Below are 19,871 nucleotides of genomic sequence, written 5' to 3'. Positions count from 1 at the left end.
CACTGGACACATGCGACAAAAAATAAGACGATCCAGCCGTTAGTTGACCACTTTCCCCTATAAGAATAATCGAAATTATGTCTAGCCTCGTCTCCACGCCCCTGCGGCGCGTCAGCATTTTGGCCATTGATCGGGTGTTTGCTTCAACCCTCATGCAAGCCAAGGATTTCTTCCACCTCGCCAGCCTGCGTTACGGCAAACAGCTAGGCCAGGGCCTCACCCCTGCCTTTGAAACCCGTCTGGTGAGCCCCGACGGGCAACCGGTACGCAGCTTCAGCGATGTGATCATGCCGGTGGACGGCGGCCTGGAAAACGCCGACATCATTGTGTTGCCGGCCTTCTGGGATGACTTCGACGCCCTGAGCAAACGCTACCCGCAGATCCTGCCATGGCTGCGCGAGCAGCATGCCCGGGGTGCAGTGCTCTGTGGCGAGGCCACCGGAGTCTTCTGGCTCGCCGAAGCCGGCCTGCTCGATGGCAAGGAGGCGACCACCTACTGGCGCTTCTTCAATGCCTTCAGCGAGCGCTTCCCCAAGGTCCAGCTCAATCAGGACAAGCACCTGACCGACGCCGACAACCTGTACTGCGCCGGCGGCACCACCTCGGCCTGCGATCTCTACATTTATCTGATCGAGCGTTTCTGCGGCGCCAACATCGCCCAGGCCGTAGCCCGCGACATTCTCTACGAAGTGCAGCGCAGCTACGCGCCGGGACGCATCGGTTTTGGCGGGCAGAAGCTGCACCAGGACGTGATCATCCTGCAGATCCAGCACTGGCTTGAAGAGCACTTCGCCGACAAGTTCCGCTTTGAAGATGTCGCCCGCGAACACGGCATGAGCATCCGCAACTTTATGCGCAGGTTCCAGACCGCGACAGGCGACAAGCCGTTGCACTACCTGCAACGCCTGCGGATCGAGACCGCCAAGGGCCTGTTGTCGGGCAGCCGCAAGAGCATCAAGACCATCAGTTATGAAGTGGGTTATGACGATGCGAGCTTCTTTGCGCGGCTGTTCAGGCAGCACACGGAGCTGTCGCCGAACCAGTATCGCCAGCAGTTCCAGCAGGCCGCCTGACTAAAGCCGGACACAACCAAATGTGGGAGCGGGCTTGCTCGCGAATGCGATGTGTCAGTTAACGAATAAGTCGACTGATACACCGCATTCGCGAGCAAGCCCGCTCCCACATTTTGGTTCGGTGTTTGCCTAGGGCTTGTGCGCCCGCGCCAGGAACTCGTGGGACTGCATTTCCAGCAAGCGGCTCAAGGTTCGCTGGAATTCGAAGTTCAAGCGACCGCCAGTGTAGAGGTCCTTGAGTTCGACTTCGGCCGAGATGATCAGCTTGACGTTACGGTCGTAGAATTCATCGACCATGTTGATAAAGCGCCGGGCGATGTCGTCGGTGGTCACGCTCATTTGCTCGACGCCGCTCAAGATCACCGCGTGGAAGATCTTGCCCAGTTCGATGTAGTCGTTCTGGCTGCGCGGGCCGTCGCACAGTTCGCGGAAGTCGAACCAGGCCACGTCATCACAGGTGCGCAGGGCAATGATCTGGCGATTTTCGATCATCAACTTATCGTTTTCCACCGCCTGGGTGCATTCCGGCGTCAGCGCGCGGAAGCTCTTGCGCAGGCTTTCGTGGGCCGCTTCGTCGAGGGGGAAGTGGAACAGCTCGGCTTGCTCAAGGTGACGCAGACGGTAGTCGACGCCGCTGTCGACGTTGACGATATCGGTGTGCTGCTTGATCAGCGCGATGGCCGGCAGGAAGCGCGCGCGTTGCAGGCCGTCCTTGTAGAGGCCGTCGGGCACGATGTTCGAGGTGGCGACCAGGGTCACGCCGTTCTTGAACAACTCTTCCATCAGGGTGCCAAGGATCATCGCGTCGGTAATATCGGACACGAAGAACTCATCGAAGCAGATCACCCGCGCCTCTTGGGAAAAGCGCTTGGCGATGATGGTCAGCGGGTTCTTCTCGCCATGCAGGGTCTTCATCTCTTCGTGCACACGCTTCATGAAGCGGTGGAAGTGCGTGCGCGATTTTTCCTTGAACGGCAGCGCTTCGAAGAAGGTATCGACCAGGTACGTCTTGCCTCGGCCCACGCCCCCCCAGAAATACAGGCCCTTGACCGGCACCAGGTCTTTCTTGCCAAACAACTTGCTGAGCATCCCGGGTTTGCTCTGCGAGGCTGCGACCAGGTCTTCGTACAGGCGCTGCAAATGGCGCACCGCCGTTTCCTGGGCCGCATCATGGAAAAAGTCGGGGCGCTTCAGATCAGCTTGATATCGTTCTAGGGGCGTCATAATTTCGTTAGCAAGGCAACAAAAACGGGCCGTCACTGTAACGACGGCCCCGGATAATGGCAATCAACCCTTGGTCGGGTCAGTCCTCGATGGGCGTCAACGCCACGCGCACGGCTTCGATGGCGGCATCCCGCGCAGCGGCGTCGGCAAAGGCCGGGCTGTCGGCGACACACGCGCCTTCGAGCCACACACTGAAGCTTGAAGCTTCACTGCGCACATCCAGCGCCTGGCCGGACTGCAACTGCTTGGTCGCAGCGCCCGCCGCCTTGCCGTCGGCGAAGTTGCGCGACAGCAGCAACTGCTCGCCATCGGCCGCCAGCAGGCGGAAGCGGAAACTGCCGTCGTCTTCACGAAAGCTCACAAAGCGTGCGGCCTTCACCGCCTTCTTCTTGGTGTTGACTGCCTCGGCGGCCTGGTTGACGAACGAGCGCAGGCCCACGGCTTCGCGCAGCTCTTGCAGGAATGGGCCGGCAACCGCACGGGCTTTCTTGGCGCCGACCAGCAGCAGGTCTTCCATGTCCGAGGGGCGCGACATCAATTGATGGTAACGCTCGCGGGCTTCGCCCAGCTGATCGTCCAGCAACTGGAACAGGCGGTTCTTCGCCTCGCCCCAGCCCAGGCCGTCGAGCAGTTCGCTGCGCAGTTGTTGTTCCTGCTGCGGGGTAGCAAACGCCTGGTACAAGGTGAACAGGTGCGAGTTATCCGGATCCTTGGCCTCACCCGGCGCGCGGGAGTCGGTGACGATCCGCGAGATCGCGTCCTTCATGTCCTTGGCGCTGGTGAACAACGGGATGGTGTTGTCGTAGCTTTTCGACATCTTGCGTCCATCCAGGCCCGGCAAGGTGGCGACGCTTTCTTCGATCAACGCCTCGGGCATGGTGAAGAACTCACGGCCCTTGCCAAACAGATGGTTGAAACGCTGGCCGATATCACGGGCCATTTCCACGTGCTGGATCTGGTCGCGGCCGACCGGCACCTTGTGCGCGTTGAACATCAGGATGTCCGCCGCCATCAGCACCGGGTAGCTGTACAAGCCCATGCTGATCCCGGCATCCGGGTCTTCGCCGCTTTCCAGGTTCTTGTCCACCGAGGCCTTGTAGGCGTGGGCGCGGTTGAGCAGGCCCTTGGCCGCGACGCAGGTCAGCAGCCAGGTCAGCTCGGGAATTTCCGGGATATCGGACTGGCGATAGAACGTCACCCGGTTCACATCCAGGCCACCGGCCAGCCAGGTCGCGGCGATTTCCATACGCGAGCGCTGGATGCGCTGCGGGTCATCGCACTTGATCAGGGAGTGGTAGTCGGCCAGGAAGTAGAACGAATCGGCATTGGCATCCTGGCTGGCGAGGATCGCCGGGCGGATGGCACCGGCGTAGTTGCCCAGGTGCGGTGTGCCGGTGGTGGTGATGCCGGTGAGGATACGGGTACGAGTCGTCATGGGTAATCGCTTATCAGACTGCTATCAATTCGAAAGGCGCGGCAGGACCAGATCCTTGAGATCCGTCAGCTTGCCATGGAAAAAGTGTCCACATTCTGCCACTTTCAGCAGTTCATGGGGGCGTTTCAGGGCCGCGGACCAGTCGTAGACGGTCTGCGGGTCGACCACTTCGTCGGTTTCCGGCTGGATCAGGGTCAGCGGGCAGTCCTGTGGCAGCACGTCCTCATCACGCAAACGCATGACCGCCGCAGCCACCATGAACAGGTGCGCGAGTTTTTCGCCCTTGGCTTCCAGGCGCCCGCCGAGACTTGCAGCAACAAATCCACCGAACGAGAAACCCAACAAGGTGATGGGCAAGTCCGGGTGCTTTTCACGCAGCCAACCGGCCGCCGCTTGCGCATCGTCCACTTCACCGGTGCTCATGTCGTGGGTACCGGCACTGGCACCCACGCCACGGTAATTGAAACGCAAAGTGATCAAACCGGCATCGCGAGCGGTGCGTTGCAAGGTCGATACGACTTTATTAAGCATGGTGCCACCCTGCACCGGGTTGGGGTGGCAGATCAGCGCCAGGCCACGTGGCTCGGGGTGATCCAGATACAGGGCTTCCAATTGGCCTACCGGGCCATCGATCAAAACAGGGGTTTCACGCATGAGCAAGGAATGAACTCCGTGACCTCTCAAGGGGTCGACTCGTCTAGCTAAAAGTCTGTGCATGGCATCATTGCGAGCTTAATCGCGGTATACAGCGCAGGTCCGAGCCGTTAACGTAAAGCAAAGCCGTTTATAGAGGAAGGACTCGTGGAACACTCGCTCTTAGTTTGGTTGTTGCCGACTCTTGCCCTGGTTGCCGGTGTCGCCATTGGATTCCTGATTGCTCGCCTGCTGCCGAATGCCGCGCCTAACCGCACGCAGCGTCAGCTGGACGACATCCAGGAACGTTTTGACAGTTATCAGAACGAGGTTGTTACCCACTTCAACAGCACCGCGACCCTGGTCAAGAAGCTCACCCAGAGCTACCAGGAAGTACAGGATCACCTCGCCGATGGCGCCAATCGCCTGGCCCTGGACGACATCACCCGTCAGCGTCTGCTGGCAGCACTGCACTCCGATGCCGCGCAAGCCCCGCGGGAACGCCTGACCCCACCTCGGGAAAACCAGGAGCCACCACGGGACTACGCACCCAAAACGCCGAACGCCCCCGGCATGCTGGATGAGCATTACGGCCTGAAGAAGTAAGTCGCTTTCAAGCCACAACAAAAAGCCCGGCTGATCGATGATCAGCCGGGCTTTTTGTTAAATCTACACAAACCAAATGTGGGAGCGGGCTTGCTCGCTCCCACACTGACCGAGTACCGCCCTCAGCGGCGTACCGGGCGCTTCTGCAACTTGCGCTGCAAGGTCCGGCGATGCATGCCCAACGCTCGGGCAGTCGCCGAGATATTGCCTTCATGCTCGGTCAACACACGCTGGATGTGCTCCCACTGCAGGCGGTCCACCGACATCGGGTTTTCCGGCACCAGGGTGTCGAGGTCGGCGTGCTCGGAGAGCAGCGCGGCCAGTACGTCATCCGCATCGGCCGGCTTGCACAGGTAGTTGCAGGCACCGCGCTTGATCGCCTCGACGGCGGTGGCAATGCTGGAGTAGCCGGTGAGGATCAGCACGCGCATTTCCGGGTCCAGTTCCAGCAGCTTGGGCAATAGCACCAGGCCGGAGTCGCCGTCCATTTTCAGGTCCAGTGCCGCGTAGTCCGGCAGGTCGGCCTGGGCGATGGTCAGGCCTTCTTCAGCGGAGCCTGCGGTGCTGACGCGAAACCCGCGACGGCTCATGGCGCGCGCCATCACGCGGGTAAAGGTGGCATCGTCATCTACCAGCAACAGGTGCGGCAGTTCTTCGCCTTCGACTTGGATCTCGTCACTCATCGATGTCTCCTCGTGCAGCACGGGGCAGGCGCAGCTCGGTGAGCGTGCCGCCTTCCTCATGGGGGTAAAGTTTCACCGAGCCGCCAGCGCGGGTCACGCTGGCCTTGCTCAAGAACAGGCCCAGGCCGAAGCCTTTGCCCTTGGTGGTAAAGAATGGCTTGCCGATTTGTTCGGCGATGGCCAGCGGCACACCGGCGCCGTGGTCACGAATGCTGATGGTGAGGGTTTCCGAATCCCAGTCCAGTTGCACCTCCAGCCCTTCCGGGCAGGCGTCGGCTGCATTGTTCAACAGGTTCAACAATGCCTGGGTCAAGTCCGGCGGTGGCGCCATGCGCGGTACCGCGCCCTGCCCCAACAGGTGGAAACGGTAACTGGCTTCGGGGCGCATCAGGTGCCAGCGGTTCAGCGCTTCGTGCAGCCACTGGGTGACGTCTTGCATGTCCACCGCCAGGCGCCGGTTGGCTTCAGCGGCGCGCACCAGTTGCTGCAAGGTTTGCTTGCACTGCTTGACCTGTTCCTGCAGCACGCTGAGGTCGTCCTGTAGCGCCGGGTCGTGATGGTCCTGGCGCATTTCCTTGATCAGCACGCTCATGGTCGCCAACGGCGTACCCAGCTCATGGGCTGCGCCGGCGGCCTGGGTCGCCACTGCCAACAGTTGCTGGTCGCGCAGGCCCTCTTCGCGGCGGATAGCGCGCAGCTCTTCCTGGCGCCGCAGCTCTTCGGCCATGCGCGCGGCAAAAAACGTGATCACCGCCGCCGACAACGCAAAGCTCAGCCACATGCCGTAGATCTGCAGGTTTTCCCGGGCGATCGGGAAGGTTTCCAGGGGATAGAATTGCGCCAGCAACAAGGTATAGAGCGCCAGGGCAATCCCCGACAGGATCACCGAATAGCGCCACGGCAACGTCACGGCAGCAATGGTCAGCGGCACCAGGTAATAGGAAACAAACGGGTTGGTGGAGCCACCGGAGAAATACAGCAACACACTGTGGATAAACAGGTCGCAGGCCAGTTGCAGGGCATACTCCAGCTCCGTCACCGGCCACGTGGTACGCAGGCGGATGGCCGTGAACACACACAGCACCGTGGAAAAACCCAAGGTCACCCACAGTTGCAGCCAGGGCAACGGCAGCAGCTCAAACCAATAGGCGAGCCCCACGGAACCGGCTTGGGCGGCCAGGACCAGGGTGCGGATAAACGTCAGGCGCCAGAGGTTCTGGCGAGTGGCGGAAGTCAGTTGTACGGGGGCGAGCATGAGCTCTCCTGATGAGCGCTCCAGGCGGATCGCAAGGAGTATAAACGAAGCCAGGGTATCGACAGCGTGTGTGTGGCCCTTTGACGCAGGTCACACAATCAGGAACGCCGGATGCAAATTGACCGTTCGTCGGCATCGCGCCAAGGTGTAGAGAATTTGTAACCCGACGAACCCAAATCGCCCGTCTACAGTCTTATCGAACACGATCACCCTCAAGGAGTTTCCATGTCACGTTTGACTCGCAGTGCCGCCCTTATTGCCCTCAGCGTTGGCACCGTCGCCAGCCTGCCCGTGCTGGCTGCCGATCAACTGCACTACAACCAGATTTCCCTGCGTGCCGAAGTCAGCCAGGAAGTGGCCCGCGACCAGATGATCGTCACCCTGTACACCGAGTCCCAGAACACCGACCCGGCCAAGCTGGCCGCAGAAATCACCACCACCATGAACAAGGCGCTGGCCCAGGCCCGTGAAGTCAAAAGCGTGACCCTGCGCCAGGGCAGCCGTAACAGCTACCCGATCTACGACAACAAGAACCAGAAGATCACCGGCTGGCGTGAACGCGCCGAACTGCGCATGGAGAGCTCGGACTTCGCGGCGCTGTCCAAGCTCACCGGCGAGATGCTGACCCACCTGAAAATGGACAGCATGGACTTCGCCATCGCCAACCCGACCCGCAAGGCCAGCGAAGATACGCTGCTCAAGGAAGCGGTCGCTGCGTTCAAGGCCCGCGCCCAACTGGCCACCGACGCATTGGGTGGCAAGGGCTACAAGATCGTCAACCTGAACTTCAACACCAATGGTTATCCACAGCCCTACGCCCGTGGCGGCATGATGATGAAGGCCGCGGCGATGGATTCGGCGCCGACGCCTGAGGTCGAGGCCGGTACCAGCCAGGTCAGCATGAGCGCTGATGGGGTGATCGAAGTTCAGATGCCCTGATTGAGCAATACCTGAGCTGTAATAACGCTGCCTTCGGGCGGCGTTTTTTTTGCCTTTACAACAGCGCATGATTCCCCCTGAACGCTGTAGTCATCGGCTTAAAACTCAACATCCAAAGCAAACCAAATCGTAAAACTGGAACTTATCACACTCATAACACCACCAAAAATCGCATACAAAAAAACCACAACAAGGACGCTGCTATTACATTAACGACCAATATAAATTTACTTACTAAAAACGAGTCAACCATGAATATAAGCCAACCTTCTGCGCTCCCTCTTACGGTCATACCTCAGTCCCCAATACATCATCGCCATACTCTAAGCATTGACAGCTCACCCTCCCCAGAAAACAAAATCGAGGACCGTATAACCGACTCAGAAGATAAAAGAATTGACGACAAACAAAAGTATATTTCGGGCGCTTCTTCCAACCCCGAAACCAGTATCTATAGCGCAACTATTTATGGCGCAAATTCGGCACCTCCACCGAATAAAAACTATACGCTGGAAGAGCGAAAAAATCATATTGATAGCTATGCTCATCGCGTAAAAGATCAGATAGAAAATGTGGAAGTCGGTAGTGAAAACGAAAGAAACGTCAAGTTCCAGAGCGCTCGCCAGTTCCTTGAACCTTCAGGTTATTTCAGTGGCGGTTTGTTGGCGGCAGGATACGACCCCCATGAAAAAATCACAGTGACGTTCACATCCTACGTCGGGATGGGAAAACCCGAAACACTGAACAATACCTTCCAACGTACTTATCATGCATGGGAAATTGCAGCGGGCGCCCTTGCACACGATGAAGTTCAACGGGGAGGCCCGGCAAACTTCAACTTTATGGAAATCCCGGAAAAAGACAAAAGCCTGGCTGCCGACCTGACATCGGTCGGCAAAAAACTCCAGGATCATTGGGAAAGTGATTTTTCCACCCCCATAAAAAGCGGTTTAAAACTTCTGGAAAAACTGGGACTTCCAGGAGCCTCACTAGGCTCGCAACTCCTTGAAGACAGTAGATTCACGAAAGAAATAGCGCTCCGCTCGGGGAAAGCCGACGCCTATCTGGTACGGGGAACCTTGCAGAATTTCCGAAATAACCAGGACAGCTTTGAAAGCTTAAGCCCCGAAGGTAAAGAAGCAATAATTCGTACCCTGGATAAAAATGGGCAAGTCATTATCCCCAACATATATGGCTACCCATTGTCCGGACATGCTTTTATTCCTTATACGCCATATGATGGTGATTACAAGAGCAGACCCACTCAGGGTTTAATGATTAATTTGAAGAACGGCAGCCTCCGTGAAATACATGGCGATAAAGAGTTTGCGACATGGGCCAAAGACAACCGTGACAACTTACTGCAGAGTTTCAACGCCAGAGACAAGCAAGGCGGCAAAGATGCTCACTGGCCCATGGCAGGTGAAGTGCTCGACAATTTGATTTCCGGTGCCAACGCCCACTACCCCGGGTATTACAGTAAAACGTCAGATCAATCCATACCGGTTTCGCAGACATTCAATTACACCAGCTCACGTGGTTCAGATTATAATTTGAAATATGGCAATCTGGATGACGGCATTGCCGAAAAATACCAGGCCGTAAACACAAAAAATGCGGTATGGGCCGACCAAACCGAGGTGTTTGGCTCCTTGCAACAAACCTGGAAGGCCGCGAAGGATTTTTGGGGTAACACGTTCGCTTACATCCCCGGCCTTAGCAATCAGGGCAATATTGTATTTGGCATCCACGATGGCATCTATGGCATGACGGCCTCTGACCGCGTTGGAGGCAATGCTGCTGCGGTAATATCAGCCCTGCAATTGGCTCACGATGCTGCGCCGTTTGCAGCAGAGGAATTTTTAGGTGAAGTCCCCCTCTCTTTTAAGGCTCTAAAAGCCGAAGATTACAGTTGGAGATATAACTCGAAAACTAATGATTATGAATTGGTGAGAACGTCAAAAACTAAGAGCGGTATCAATGAAGCTGAGGCATCCAGACAGGGAAGGACAGTCGCAAGTAGCGAGGAGGGTGACATTCGACCAAAACAACCTGAAACGGTCAATCCATTGCGTCCCAGCCAGTCGGGGCATATCAGCCAGTACGCAGTACCGGACGGCGAGAAAGTCATCGAATATGCCGTGCGCAACGCCAAGGGTATTTATCAGATAAAGGATCCACTTACCGGTGCAGACAGTTGGTTCATTCGCTATACCGATGCGCAAGGCGTCCCTGGAGTGTATGAGATCAAAAGCGACTTCAAACTGAGCAACGGTTATGTGCAGATCATTGACCCCAAAACCAGAGCGCCGGTAATGACCGTCCACTCATCCGGTCACGGCGAGTGGGTACCGGCCAATGGAAAGGGTGGCGTCAAATGGCCTTGGGAGCGTACCCCCTCGCCTACGCCAAGTGATGATCCGAAGTCTCCTCCCACCTTTGCTATTAACTTTCTCGACCTCAATGGTAAAAAACTTCCCTCGGCTGACAGGATTGATGAATTCCTGAAAGTCCGAGAAGGAACCCAATATGACTACGCCGGTAACAACTATGAAGAGAACGGAGTCATCAAAACAAAACTCCAGGTAGCCTGGAGCATCGAAGACAATAACTTCGCCGTTGCACCCGGAGAAAAAGCACAATTCACGGAACACAGTTCGAACAAGTACTCACCCAACTTTGTTTTGGATTTAAATCGCAATACTTATACCGTTGTCACGACAGAAAATGGGCTTCCCGTGTCTAAGCCGCTGAATGCCGGGGCAGGCTCAGGCTCGGCCGAAGGCATCAGACAAGGACGATTGCAGCAATTTGAGCAAGTTATTCCTGACGCCGATCTGCGTGCCAGTATTTCCGAGGTCGCTCATCAAGGTTCTCTGGCTCCTGCCGTCATGGATCTGAGCCCGGGATCGATACTGCAAGATGGCTATTTATTCGCTGCTGACGATACTCAGTTTTATATCGTGTACGACCCAGCCAAGGACCTGACCAAGGTTCAGGTTACTTCCATAGGACATCTCTCCTACCCGGACAAAGATATCCGCAATATTCCAGGTGTGGAGGTAACGATCCGCAGGACCTTCGCAATACGCAAGGGCAATGAGTTGGGCAGCCCATATCCGATCGACAAAGACGCCCCAACCATTATTGAGGTATCCGTCACCCCCCGGCATGAAGTGACCAGGTAACGTCCCTCTACTGGGTTCACCTGCTCAAGGTGCGCCAGCCCCTGGACATGACCATCGATAAACCGGCGATTATCCAGGAGGCGTATCAAAGTGCCGGGCAATTGGCGCAGAACGCACAGCCTGCGGCCCAGTGGTCTTATGACCCCAACATCAAGGATGCACCGCACGATCCGGCCAAGGCTCGGGCGCTACTAAAAGAAGCAGGGGTTGCACCAGGTACCACTATCAACCTGTAGGCGATGACCGTGCAGCGCGCCTCCAATCCCAACGCGCGAATGTCGGCGCAAGTGATCCAGCACGACTGGGCCAAAATCGGGATCACCGCCAATATCGTCAGCTATGAGTGGGGCGAATACATCAAACGCGCAAAAAACGGCGAGCACGATGTGATGATTTACGACTGGACCGGCGACAACGGTGCCCCGGATAACTGGCTCGGCGTGCTCTACAGTTGTGCCACAGTCAAGGGCAGCAACTATGCAAAATGGTGTAACCCGCAGTACGACCAACGGGTGCAGAAGGCCAAGCTCAGCAGTGACCGTAACGAGCGCATCAAGTGGTATTAAGAGGCGAAAAAAATACTTAAGGATCAGGTACCTATAACGCCTGTTGCGAACTCGACGGTTTTCCAGCCGCTGTGCAAGGACGTCCAGGACTTCAAGATCAGCCCGTTTGGGCTGACACCGCTCTACGGTGTAAGTCTGAATAAGTAACAGCTACGCCCTAACCGAGTGCACCAGACGCCTCGGGCGGGCCGATTCGGTGCATGTCGCGCACCGAAAAAAACCCTCAAAGATGCAGTTTTGTGTCGAAAATTACATGAATGCGACATTCCTGTACGTTCGTACCACTCTTTGACGCTTGTAGCCTCTCGACATCTTGCATTGGGTATGGGGCCTGCATAAGTATCCGCAGGCCGACTCACGAGGTCGCCCTCAATTCCAAAAATGACAACAAATCATGAGGCCAACATGCTTAAACACGCAGTCATTCCGTTTTTAGTCAGCGCCGGTTTAATGGCCGCTGCACCTTTCGCCCAAGCGGCGACTAATCTGGTGTTCTGCTCCGAAGGGAGCCCGGCCGGTTTCGACCCAGGCCAGTACACCACCGGAACAGACTTCGATGCTTCGGCCGAAACCATGTTCAACCGTCTTAGCCAGTTCGAGCGCGGCGGCACCGCCGTGATTCCTGGCCTGGCCACCAAATGGGACGTGTCCGAAGATGGCCTGACGTACACCTTCCACCTGCGCGAAGGTGTCAAGTTCCATACCACCCCGTACTTCAAGCCGACGCGCGAATTCAACGCCGACGACGTACTCTTCACCTTCAACCGGATGATCAATAAAGACGATCCATTCCGTAAGGCCTACCCCACCGAGTTCCCGTACTTCACGGACATGGGGATGGACACCAACATCAAGAACATCGAGAAAATCGACGACCACACTGTCAAGTTCACCCTTGGCACCGTGGACGCCGCGTTTATCCAGAACCTGGCCATGAGCTTCGCCTCGGTACAGTCGGCTGAATACGCCGCCCAACTGTTGAAGGACGGCAAGCCCCAGGACATCAACCAGAAGCCGGTCGGCACTGGTCCGTTCGTGTTCAAGAGCTACCAGAAAGACTCCAACATCCGCTTCACCGGCAACAAGGATTACTGGAAGCCTGAAGACGTGAAGATCGACAACCTGATCTTCGCTATCACCACCGACCCATCGGTGCGTGTACAAAAACTCAAGAAGAACGAATGCCAGGTCACCCTCTTCCCGCGTCCGGCCGACCTCAAGGCCCTGGGCGAGGACAAGACCCTGAAACTGCCACATCAGGCCGGTTTCAACCTGGGTTATATCGCCTACAACGTCATGCCGGTCCTCAAGGGCCAGACAGCGGCCAACCCACTGGCCGACCTGCGCGTACGCCAGGCCCTGGACATGTCGGTCAATAAGCAGCAGATCATCGACTCGGTGTACCAGGGCGCAGGCCAGTTGGCAGTCAATGCCATGCCGCCGACCCAATGGTCCTATGACGAGACCATCAAGGACGTCCCGCACGACGTGGCCAAGGCCAAGGAGTTGCTCAAGGAAGCCGGCGTCAAGGAAGGCACCGAAATCACACTGTGGGCCATGCCGGTCCAACGCCCGTACAACCCCAACGCCAAGCTGATGGCCGAAATGCTGCAGAACGACTGGAAGCAGATCGGCCTGAAGGTCAACATTGTCAGCTACGAGTGGGGCGAGTACATCAAGCGCTCCAAGGGCGGCGAGAACCAGGCCATGATCATCGGCTGGAGCGGTGACAATGGTGACCCGGACAACTGGCTGAACGTGCTGTTCGGCTGCGATTCCCTGGCCGGCAACAACTTCTCCAAATGGTGTGACAAGAAATTCGACGGCATCGTGAAAGAAGCCAAGGCCACCTCGGATGTCGCCAAGCGCACCGAACTGTACAAACAGGCGCAACACGTCCTCAAAGATGCAGTCCCTATGACACCTATCGCGCACTCGACGGTGTATCAACCCATGCGCAACAACGTGCAGGACTTCAAGATCAGCCCATTTGGCTTGAATTCCTTCTACGGGGTGAGCGTCAGCAAGTAGTGATCTCTGGCGGCGACGTTTCATAACGTCGCCGTTTTTGCATCCGCCAAGATCCTAGGAATCGGGCCACATCAACAGAGGCTGCCGCCCTACAGCAGCTAACTGCCGATGTTCCGTCCGATACCTACAAGGTCTGTCCGGTTCTGCGCATTTACTGCCCGGCCCTCGTTCCCTAACGTCGAGGTAGGCAAACACGCAGTTCCGATACGGCATTTGCTGTGGATGGGAGCAGTGCTTTCTCCATGCCAGGTAAGGCGTGGCGATTGTTCACTGACGAAAATGATAAACATGGATTGGGGACCGTCATGCGCCATACCACCGTTCTATCCGCAATATTGGGCACCAGCCTGTTGGCCGTCGCTTCGATGGGCCAGGCTGCCGAGAAGAAAAGCCTGGTGTTCTGCTCCGAAGGCAGCCCGGCAGGGTTCGATACCGCGCAATACACCACCGCCACCGACAACGATGCGGCCGAGCCGATCTACAACCGCCTGGTTGAGTTCGAAAAGGGTGAAACCGGCGTCGTCCCAGGGCTGGCTACCAAGTGGGATATTTCACCCGATGGCCTGACCTACACCTTCCATCTGCGCGAAGGGGTGAAATTCCACAGCAACAAGGAATTCAAGCCGACACGGGATTTCAATGCCGATGACGTGCTGTTCACCTTCAACCGCATGCTTGACCCCGACCACCCGTTTCGCAAGGCCTACCCCACCGAGTTCCCGTACTTCAACGGGATGAGCCTGAACAAGAACATCGCCAAGGTCGAAAAAACCGACCCGCACACCGTGGTGATGACCCTCAATACGGTCGACGCGGCGTTTGTCCAGAACATCGCCATGAGCTTCGCGGCGATCCTCTCGGCCGAATATGCCGAGCAACTGCTCAAGGCCGGCAAGCCCAGCGATATCAACCAGAAGCCAATCGGCACCGGGCCGTTCGTGTTCCAGCGTTACCAGAAGGATTCGCAGATCCGTTACGCCGGCAACAAACAATATTGGGACCCGAGCAAGGTCAAGCTCGACCAACTGATTTTCGCCATCAACACCGACGCGTCGGTGCGGGTACAGAAGCTCAAGGCCAATGAATGCCAGGTCACCCTGCATCCACGCCCGGCCGATGTCGACGCCCTCAAGGCCGACCCGAACCTGCAACTGCTGACCAAGCCTGGCTTCAACCTCGGCTACATCGCCTATAACGTACGGCACAAACCCTTCGACCAGCTCGAAGTGCGCCAGGCCCTGGACATGGCGGTGAACAAGCAGAGCATCTTGAATGCCGTGTACCAGGGCGCGGGGCAACTGGCGGTCAACGCCATGCCACCGACCCAGTGGTCCTACGACGACACCATCAAGGACGCCGCCTACAACCCGGAAAAAGCCAAGGAACTGCTCAAGGCCGCCGGCGTCAAGGAAGGTACCGAGATCACCCTGTGGGCCATGCCCGTGCAGCGCCCGTACAACCCCAACGCCAAACTGATGGCCGAAATGCTGCAAAGCGACTGGGCCAAGATCGGCCTCAAGGTCAAGATCGTCAGCTATGAGTGGGGCGAGTACATCAAGCGCACCAAGAACGGCGAACACGATATCAGCCTGATTGGCTGGACCGGCGACAACGGTGACCCGGACAACTGGCTGGGTACCCTCTACAGCTGCGACGCCATCGGCGGGAACAACTACTCGATGTGGTGTGACCCGGCGTACGACAAGCTGATCAAGCAAGCCAAGGTCGTCACCGACCGAGAACAACGGACTGTTCTGTACAAACAGGCGCAGCAACTGCTCAAACAGCAGGTGCCGATCACGCCTGTCGCCCACTCGACGGTCAACCAACCGTTAAGCACCAAGGTCGAAGGTTTCAAAGTGAGCCCCTTCGGCCGCAACGTGTTCTCGGGCGTCAGTATCACCCCATAAGAAAATAACCGGATGCGCAGAGCGAAGTTGGCTCTGCGGCAAACGTGTAGCTGTAATTCGCGAAATGCCCTACAGCAAACGTTTGCAAAGGCTTGAAGAGTTACACACCCAATAACCGGTTCACCTAATGAGACCGGTATTAAAAAAAGAGAACCAAAGGAGCTCCACCCATGAAATTGAGCAGCAAAGTGCTACTGGCCATGGCCATCAGCAGCATCACCGCCACCGCCTACGCGGAATCAGTGAGCCAGGACTTCGTTCCAACCACACTGGCCGGAACCAACGCCCAAAGCGAAGCCAAAGGCTTTGTCGAAGACTTCAGCCTGGGCGGCCAGACGCGTAACTGGTACTCCCATGAAAGCAAGTACCGTGGTGGCACCTTCGAATACCAAAAGCACGGTAAAACCCTGACCGACCGCAACCGTACCAACTGGGTACAGGGCACCATCCTCAACGCCAGCTCGGGTTTCACCGAAGGTACCGTAGGCGTCAAGACCGAAGTTGCGGTGTACAACGCTCTGGTCCTGGACCGCAGCAAGCGTGACATCAAGGGCGGCTCCAACCGTACCCTGGCTGATTCCAGCGGCGACGCCGTAGATCAGTGGAGCAAGCTGGGCCTGGCCAACGTGCAATTCCGTGTGTCGAACACCACCCTGACCGCCGGTCGCCAGAACTTCAGCAGCGCGATCGTCGACACCATCGGCAACCGTGCCCTGCCTTCGAGCTTCCAGGGCGTGAGCATCGACAGCCAGGAGTTCAGCAACCTGTCGTTCCAGGGCGGCATTTTTGACCGCGTATCGCCGCGTAGCGAGCAAAGCCTGTCGAAATTCCGTACCGAGTACGGCAATGGTGCCGAGACCGATAAGGTCTACACCGCCGGCGTGAACTACCAGCCACTCAAAAGCCTGAAAACCAGTTTCTTCGCCGCCAACGTCAAGGACTTCTGGAACCAGTACTACTTTGGCGCAACCCACGAATTGGGTGATAGCCAACAACTGGCGCTGACCACTGGCTTCAACTACTACAAGACCGTTGACGAAGGCAAAAAGGAAATGGGGGAAATCGACAACGATACCTACTCCCTGTCCTTGGGCCTGGCTCACCAGGCTCACAGCCTGACCTTCTCTTATCAGCATGTGAACGGTAACGAATACTTCGACTACCTGCACGAAACCAACGGCATCTACCTGGCCAACTCCCTGACGTCGGACTTTAACGGCCCGAACGAGAAATCGTTCCAGATCGCCTACGCCATCAACATGGCCGAATACGGCGTGCCTGGCCTGAAGTTCAACGCCTACTCGGCACGCGGCTGGGACATCGACGGCACCCACTACACCGGCAACGGTGGCCGGGCCAAATTCGCCTATGACGGCATCCAGAAGCAAGACGGCGAGAAACACCAGGAATACGGTGTAGGCGCTGGCTACGCGATCCAGAGCGGCCCGCTCAAGGCCACGGCTATCCGTGCAACCTACGTCGAACACCGTGGCAGCAAGTTCCAGTCTGACGGCAGCATCAAGGAATTCCGTCTGGTCACCACCATTCCATTCAACATTCTTTAATTAGCGCCAGGTGCACCGCGGGCTCAGGACGAGTTCGCGGTGCATGCTTGTCTGGTTGAAACAATCGTGGAGGACTCCTAGATGAAAATGCTCCCGTTACAAGCTGCCATCGCTGCTGCGCTGTTGAGTGTGGCCGTCGGCATTTCAGCCAAGCCGCTGGTGGTCTGCACCGAAGCCAGCCCGGAAGGCTTCGACCCGGTCCTGTACACCACGGCCGTCACCGCCGACGCCGCCGCCGAAACCATGTTCAACCGCCTGGTGGACTTCAAGCCCGGCACCACCCAAATCGTGCCCGCGCTCGCCAAGTCCTGGGACATCAGTGAAGACGGCCTGACCTATACGTTCCACCTGCGCGATGACGTCAAGTTCCATACCACCGACTACTTCAAGCCCACGCGTAACCTGAATGCCGACGACGTGCTCTGGAGCTTCCAGCGTCAACTGGACCCGAAACACCCGTGGCACGACAAGTCCACCACCGGCTTCCCTTATTTCGAAAGCATGGGTTTCAAGGAACTGCTCAAAAGCGTCGAGAAGACTGATGACCATACCGTGGTCTTCACCCTGACCCGCCCCGAAGCGCCGTTCCTGGCCGATGTTGCGATGCCGTTCACCGCCATCCATTCCGCCGAATACGCCGACAAGCTGCTGGCTGCCAACAAGACCGGCGAGCTCAACAGCAAGCCGATCGGCACCGGCCCGTTCATTTTCACCCGCTACCAGAAAGACGCCCAGGTGCGCTTCAAGGCCAACCCGGAGTACTTCCGTGGCAAGCCGCCCGCCGACCCGCTGATCCTGGCGATCGCGGTGGATAACAACGTGCGCCTGCAAAAACTCAAGGCCAATGAGTGCCAGATCGCCCTGTATCCCAAACCCGATGACCTGCCGAGCATCAAGGCCGATCCAAACCTGAAGGTCGCGGAACTGGCGGCAATGACCACCGCCTACACCGCCATGAACACCACCCACAAGTACATGAGCGACGCGCGGGTGCGCCACGCGATCAACATCGCGTTCGACAAAAAAGGCTATAACGAATCCCTGTACGGCAAAGGCAATGCCGTCGACGCCACCGGCCCGTACCCGCCGACCCTGCTAGGCTTCAACGACAAGTTGAAAAACCCGGCCCGCGACCTGGACAAGGCCCGCGCCTTGCTCAAGGAAGCCGGCGTGCCAGAAGGCACTGAGTTCACCCTGTTCACCCGCAACGGCGGCGGCCCGACCAACCCCAACCCGATGCTTGGTGCCCAGCGTATGCAGGCGGATCTGGCGCAGATTGGCCTGAAGGTCAATATCAGGGTCATGGAGTGGGGCGAAATGCTCAAGCGCGCCAAGGCTGGCGAGCACGACATGGTCTCTGCCGGCTGGGCCGGGGATAACGGCGACCCAGACAACTTCCTCACGCCGAACCTGAGTTGCGATGCCGCGAAAAACGGCGAAAACTACGCCCGCTGGTGTAACCAGGAGTTTCAGGGCTTGATCGACAAGGCCCGCGCCATCGCTGAACCCACACAGCGCGCCGCACTCTATGAACAAGCGCTGGACGTTTTCGACAAGGACCAACCGTGGATCCCCATGGCCTACCCGAAAATGTTCACCGCCATGCGTAAAAACGTCGAGGGTTATACCCAAAGCCCCCTGACCAACAATAACTTCGCCACCACCCAGGTGAAGTAATAAGAGACGCCCGGCGCCGTCGACATTGACGGTGCCGGACCTGCCTAACCGGCTGATTGAGGTAGATACCACGATGTTTAGTTTTATTGCCCGCCGATTGGGGTTATTGATCCCAACGTTTTTCGGCATCACGTTGCTGACTTTTGCGTTGATTCGCATGATCCCTGGCGACCCCGTAGAAGTCATGATGGGCGAAAGGCGGGTTGACCCCGAGATGCACGCCCAGGCAATGGAACGCCTTGGCTTGAACAAACCCTTGTATGCGCAATACCTGGACTACGTCGGCAAGCTCGCCCAGGGTGACCTCGGCGAATCCCTGCGGACCCGCACCAGCGTTTGGACCGAGTTCAGCGCCCTGTTCCCCGCGACCCTGGAACTGTCCATGGCCGCCCTGTTGTTCGCCGGCATTCTTGGGCTATTGGCCGGGGTGATCGCGGCCTTGAAACGAGGATCCCTGTTCGACCATGGGGTGATGGGCATCTCCCTGGCGGGATATTCGATGCCGATCTTCTGGTGGGGCCTGATCCTGATCATGTTCTTCTCCGTGAGCCTGGGCTGGACCCCGGTTTCCGGGCGTATCGACCTGCTCTACGACATCGAGCCGCGCACCGGCTTCATGCTGATCGACACCTTGCTGGCCGACGAGCCGGACGCGTTCTGGGATGCCCTGCACCACCTGATCCTGCCAGCCATCGTGCTCGGCACCATCCCGCTGGCGGTGATTGCGCGGATGACCCGCTCCTCGATGCTCGAAGTCCTGCGCGAAGACTACATCCGCACCGCCAAGGCCAAAGGTCTGTCGCCGGCGCGCGTGGTCTTCGTACACGGCCTGCGTAATGCGCTGATTCCGGTGCTGACCGTGGTCGGCCTGCAAGTCGGCACGTTGCTGGCCGGTGCAGTCCTGACCGAAACCATCTTCTCCTGGCCCGGCATCGGCAAATGGCTGATCGAAGCCATTGGCGCACGGGACTACCCGGTGGTGCAAAACGGCATCCTGCTGATCGCCTGCCTGGTGATCCTGGTGAACTTCGTGGTGGATATCCTCTACGGCTTCGCCAACCCACGCATCCGTCACCAGCGCTGAGA

Annotated in this window: 14 protein-coding genes and 1 pseudogene; 10 read left to right on the top strand and 5 right to left on the bottom strand. The window is 57.6% G+C overall.

Features of this window, described 5'->3' with window-relative positions; translation table 11 throughout:
* Positions 1-152 precede the first annotated feature (152 nt).
* The gene (locus KL786_RS00615) at positions 153-1,073 is read left to right on the top strand and encodes a GlxA family transcriptional regulator (protein WP_215516613.1); all 921 of its coding nucleotides are present in this window, start codon (positions 153-155) and stop codon (positions 1,071-1,073) included.
* 129 nt (positions 1,074-1,202) lie between these two features.
* On the opposite strand, the gene zapE is transcribed toward KL786_RS00615, so the two are convergent.
* The 3 genes from zapE to KL786_RS00600 form a co-directional block, all read right to left on the bottom strand.
* Positions 1,203-2,297 carry a cell division protein ZapE gene (zapE, locus tag KL786_RS00610; protein WP_215516382.1) on the bottom strand — a complete coding sequence of 365 codons (1,095 nt, stop codon included), beginning with the start codon at positions 2,295-2,297 and terminating at the stop codon, positions 1,203-1,205.
* 79 nt (positions 2,298-2,376) lie between these two features.
* Positions 2,377-3,732 (bottom strand): tryptophan--tRNA ligase, encoded by a 1,356-nt coding sequence (locus tag KL786_RS00605; protein ID WP_215516381.1) that lies wholly within the window; start codon positions 3,730-3,732, stop codon positions 2,377-2,379.
* A 24-nt stretch (positions 3,733-3,756) separates the two neighbouring features.
* Entirely contained in the window at positions 3,757-4,386 is a 630-nt protein-coding gene (locus KL786_RS00600) for an alpha/beta hydrolase (RefSeq protein WP_215516380.1), read from the bottom strand.
* 147 nt (positions 4,387-4,533) lie between these two features.
* Here KL786_RS00600 and KL786_RS00595 point away from each other — a divergent pair, with 147 nt between their 5' ends.
* Complete coding sequence (locus KL786_RS00595; RefSeq protein ID WP_032860127.1) at positions 4,534-4,971, top strand: Z-ring associated ZapG family protein; 438 nt, start codon at positions 4,534-4,536, stop codon at positions 4,969-4,971.
* Positions 4,972-5,093: 122 nt separating this feature from the next.
* Here the strand turns inward: KL786_RS00595 and KL786_RS00590 are convergent, their stop codons facing one another.
* Positions 5,094-5,654, bottom strand: a complete 561-nt coding sequence (locus KL786_RS00590) for a response regulator transcription factor (protein ID WP_029291924.1) — start codon at positions 5,652-5,654, stop codon at positions 5,094-5,096.
* Positions 5,647-6,909 carry an ATP-binding protein gene (locus KL786_RS00585; RefSeq protein WP_215516379.1) on the bottom strand — a complete coding sequence of 421 codons (1,263 nt, stop codon included), beginning with the start codon at positions 6,907-6,909 and terminating at the stop codon, positions 5,647-5,649. Before KL786_RS00585 ends, KL786_RS00590 begins: the two co-directional genes overlap by 8 nt.
* Before the next feature lie 225 nt (positions 6,910-7,134).
* Here KL786_RS00585 and KL786_RS00580 point away from each other — a divergent pair, with 225 nt between their 5' ends.
* From KL786_RS00580 to KL786_RS00545, 8 genes and pseudogenes are all read left to right on the top strand, one after another.
* Entirely contained in the window at positions 7,135-7,848 is a 714-nt protein-coding gene (locus KL786_RS00580) for an SIMPL domain-containing protein (protein ID WP_215516378.1), read from the top strand.
* A 251-nt stretch (positions 7,849-8,099) separates the two neighbouring features.
* On the top strand, positions 8,100-11,036 hold the full coding sequence (locus KL786_RS00575; RefSeq protein WP_252193530.1) for a hypothetical protein: 2,937 nt from the start codon (positions 8,100-8,102) through the stop codon (positions 11,034-11,036).
* 23 nt (positions 11,037-11,059) lie between these two features.
* Positions 11,060-11,749 (top strand): annotated as a pseudogene (locus KL786_RS00570) (ABC transporter substrate-binding protein); the annotation flags it as partial.
* Between the two features lie 258 nt (positions 11,750-12,007).
* On the top strand, positions 12,008-13,633 hold the full coding sequence (locus tag KL786_RS00565) for an ABC transporter substrate-binding protein (RefSeq protein ID WP_032860131.1): 1,626 nt from the start codon (positions 12,008-12,010) through the stop codon (positions 13,631-13,633).
* 365 nt (positions 13,634-13,998) lie between these two features.
* On the top strand, positions 13,999-15,543 hold the full coding sequence (locus KL786_RS00560) for an ABC transporter substrate-binding protein (RefSeq protein ID WP_458730145.1): 1,545 nt from the start codon (positions 13,999-14,001) through the stop codon (positions 15,541-15,543).
* Between the two features lie 170 nt (positions 15,544-15,713).
* On the top strand, positions 15,714-17,108 hold the full coding sequence (locus KL786_RS00555; RefSeq protein WP_215516376.1) for an OprD family outer membrane porin: 1,395 nt from the start codon (positions 15,714-15,716) through the stop codon (positions 17,106-17,108).
* Between the two features lie 81 nt (positions 17,109-17,189).
* The gene (locus tag KL786_RS00550; RefSeq protein ID WP_215516375.1) at positions 17,190-18,785 is read left to right on the top strand and encodes an ABC transporter substrate-binding protein; all 1,596 of its coding nucleotides are present in this window, start codon (positions 17,190-17,192) and stop codon (positions 18,783-18,785) included.
* 73 nt (positions 18,786-18,858) lie between these two features.
* Complete coding sequence (locus KL786_RS00545) at positions 18,859-19,869, top strand: ABC transporter permease subunit (RefSeq protein ID WP_032860135.1); 1,011 nt, start codon at positions 18,859-18,861, stop codon at positions 19,867-19,869.
* Positions 19,870-19,871 lie beyond the last annotated feature (2 nt).

Source organism: Pseudomonas sp. TAE6080 (assembly GCF_018732265.1).
In the GTDB taxonomy this organism is placed as follows: Bacteria; Pseudomonadota; Gammaproteobacteria; order Pseudomonadales; family Pseudomonadaceae; genus Aquipseudomonas; species Aquipseudomonas brenneri.
Note: the sequence above shows the minus strand (reverse complement) of the source record. Positions and strands in the feature narration are given on the sequence as shown.

Bases quoted from the DNA above. Each gene is read 5' to 3' on its own strand.
- KL786_RS00600 (WP_215516380.1), bottom strand. From the start codon at position 4,386: ATGCGTGAAACCCCTGTTTTGATCGATGGCCCGGTAGGCCAATTGGAA.
- KL786_RS00580 (WP_215516378.1), top strand. From the start codon at position 7,135: ATGTCACGTTTGACTCGCAGTGCCGCCCTTATTGCCCTCAGCGTTGGC.
- KL786_RS00585 (WP_215516379.1), bottom strand. From the start codon at position 6,909: ATGCTCGCCCCCGTACAACTGACTTCCGCCACTCGCCAGAACCTCTGG.
- zapE (WP_215516382.1), bottom strand. From the start codon at position 2,297: ATGACGCCCCTAGAACGATATCAAGCTGATCTGAAGCGCCCCGACTTT.
- KL786_RS00565 (WP_032860131.1), top strand. From the start codon at position 12,008: ATGCTTAAACACGCAGTCATTCCGTTTTTAGTCAGCGCCGGTTTAATG.
- KL786_RS00575 (WP_252193530.1), top strand. From the start codon at position 8,100: ATGAATATAAGCCAACCTTCTGCGCTCCCTCTTACGGTCATACCTCAG.
- KL786_RS00555 (WP_215516376.1), top strand. From the start codon at position 15,714: ATGAAATTGAGCAGCAAAGTGCTACTGGCCATGGCCATCAGCAGCATC.
- KL786_RS00615 (WP_215516613.1), top strand. From the start codon at position 153: ATGCAAGCCAAGGATTTCTTCCACCTCGCCAGCCTGCGTTACGGCAAA.
- KL786_RS00550 (WP_215516375.1), top strand. From the start codon at position 17,190: ATGAAAATGCTCCCGTTACAAGCTGCCATCGCTGCTGCGCTGTTGAGT.
- KL786_RS00560 (WP_458730145.1), top strand. From the start codon at position 13,999: ATGGGCCAGGCTGCCGAGAAGAAAAGCCTGGTGTTCTGCTCCGAAGGC.
- KL786_RS00590 (WP_029291924.1), bottom strand. From the start codon at position 5,654: ATGAGTGACGAGATCCAAGTCGAAGGCGAAGAACTGCCGCACCTGTTG.
- KL786_RS00545 (WP_032860135.1), top strand. From the start codon at position 18,859: ATGTTTAGTTTTATTGCCCGCCGATTGGGGTTATTGATCCCAACGTTT.
- KL786_RS00605 (WP_215516381.1), bottom strand. From the start codon at position 3,732: ATGACGACTCGTACCCGTATCCTCACCGGCATCACCACCACCGGCACA.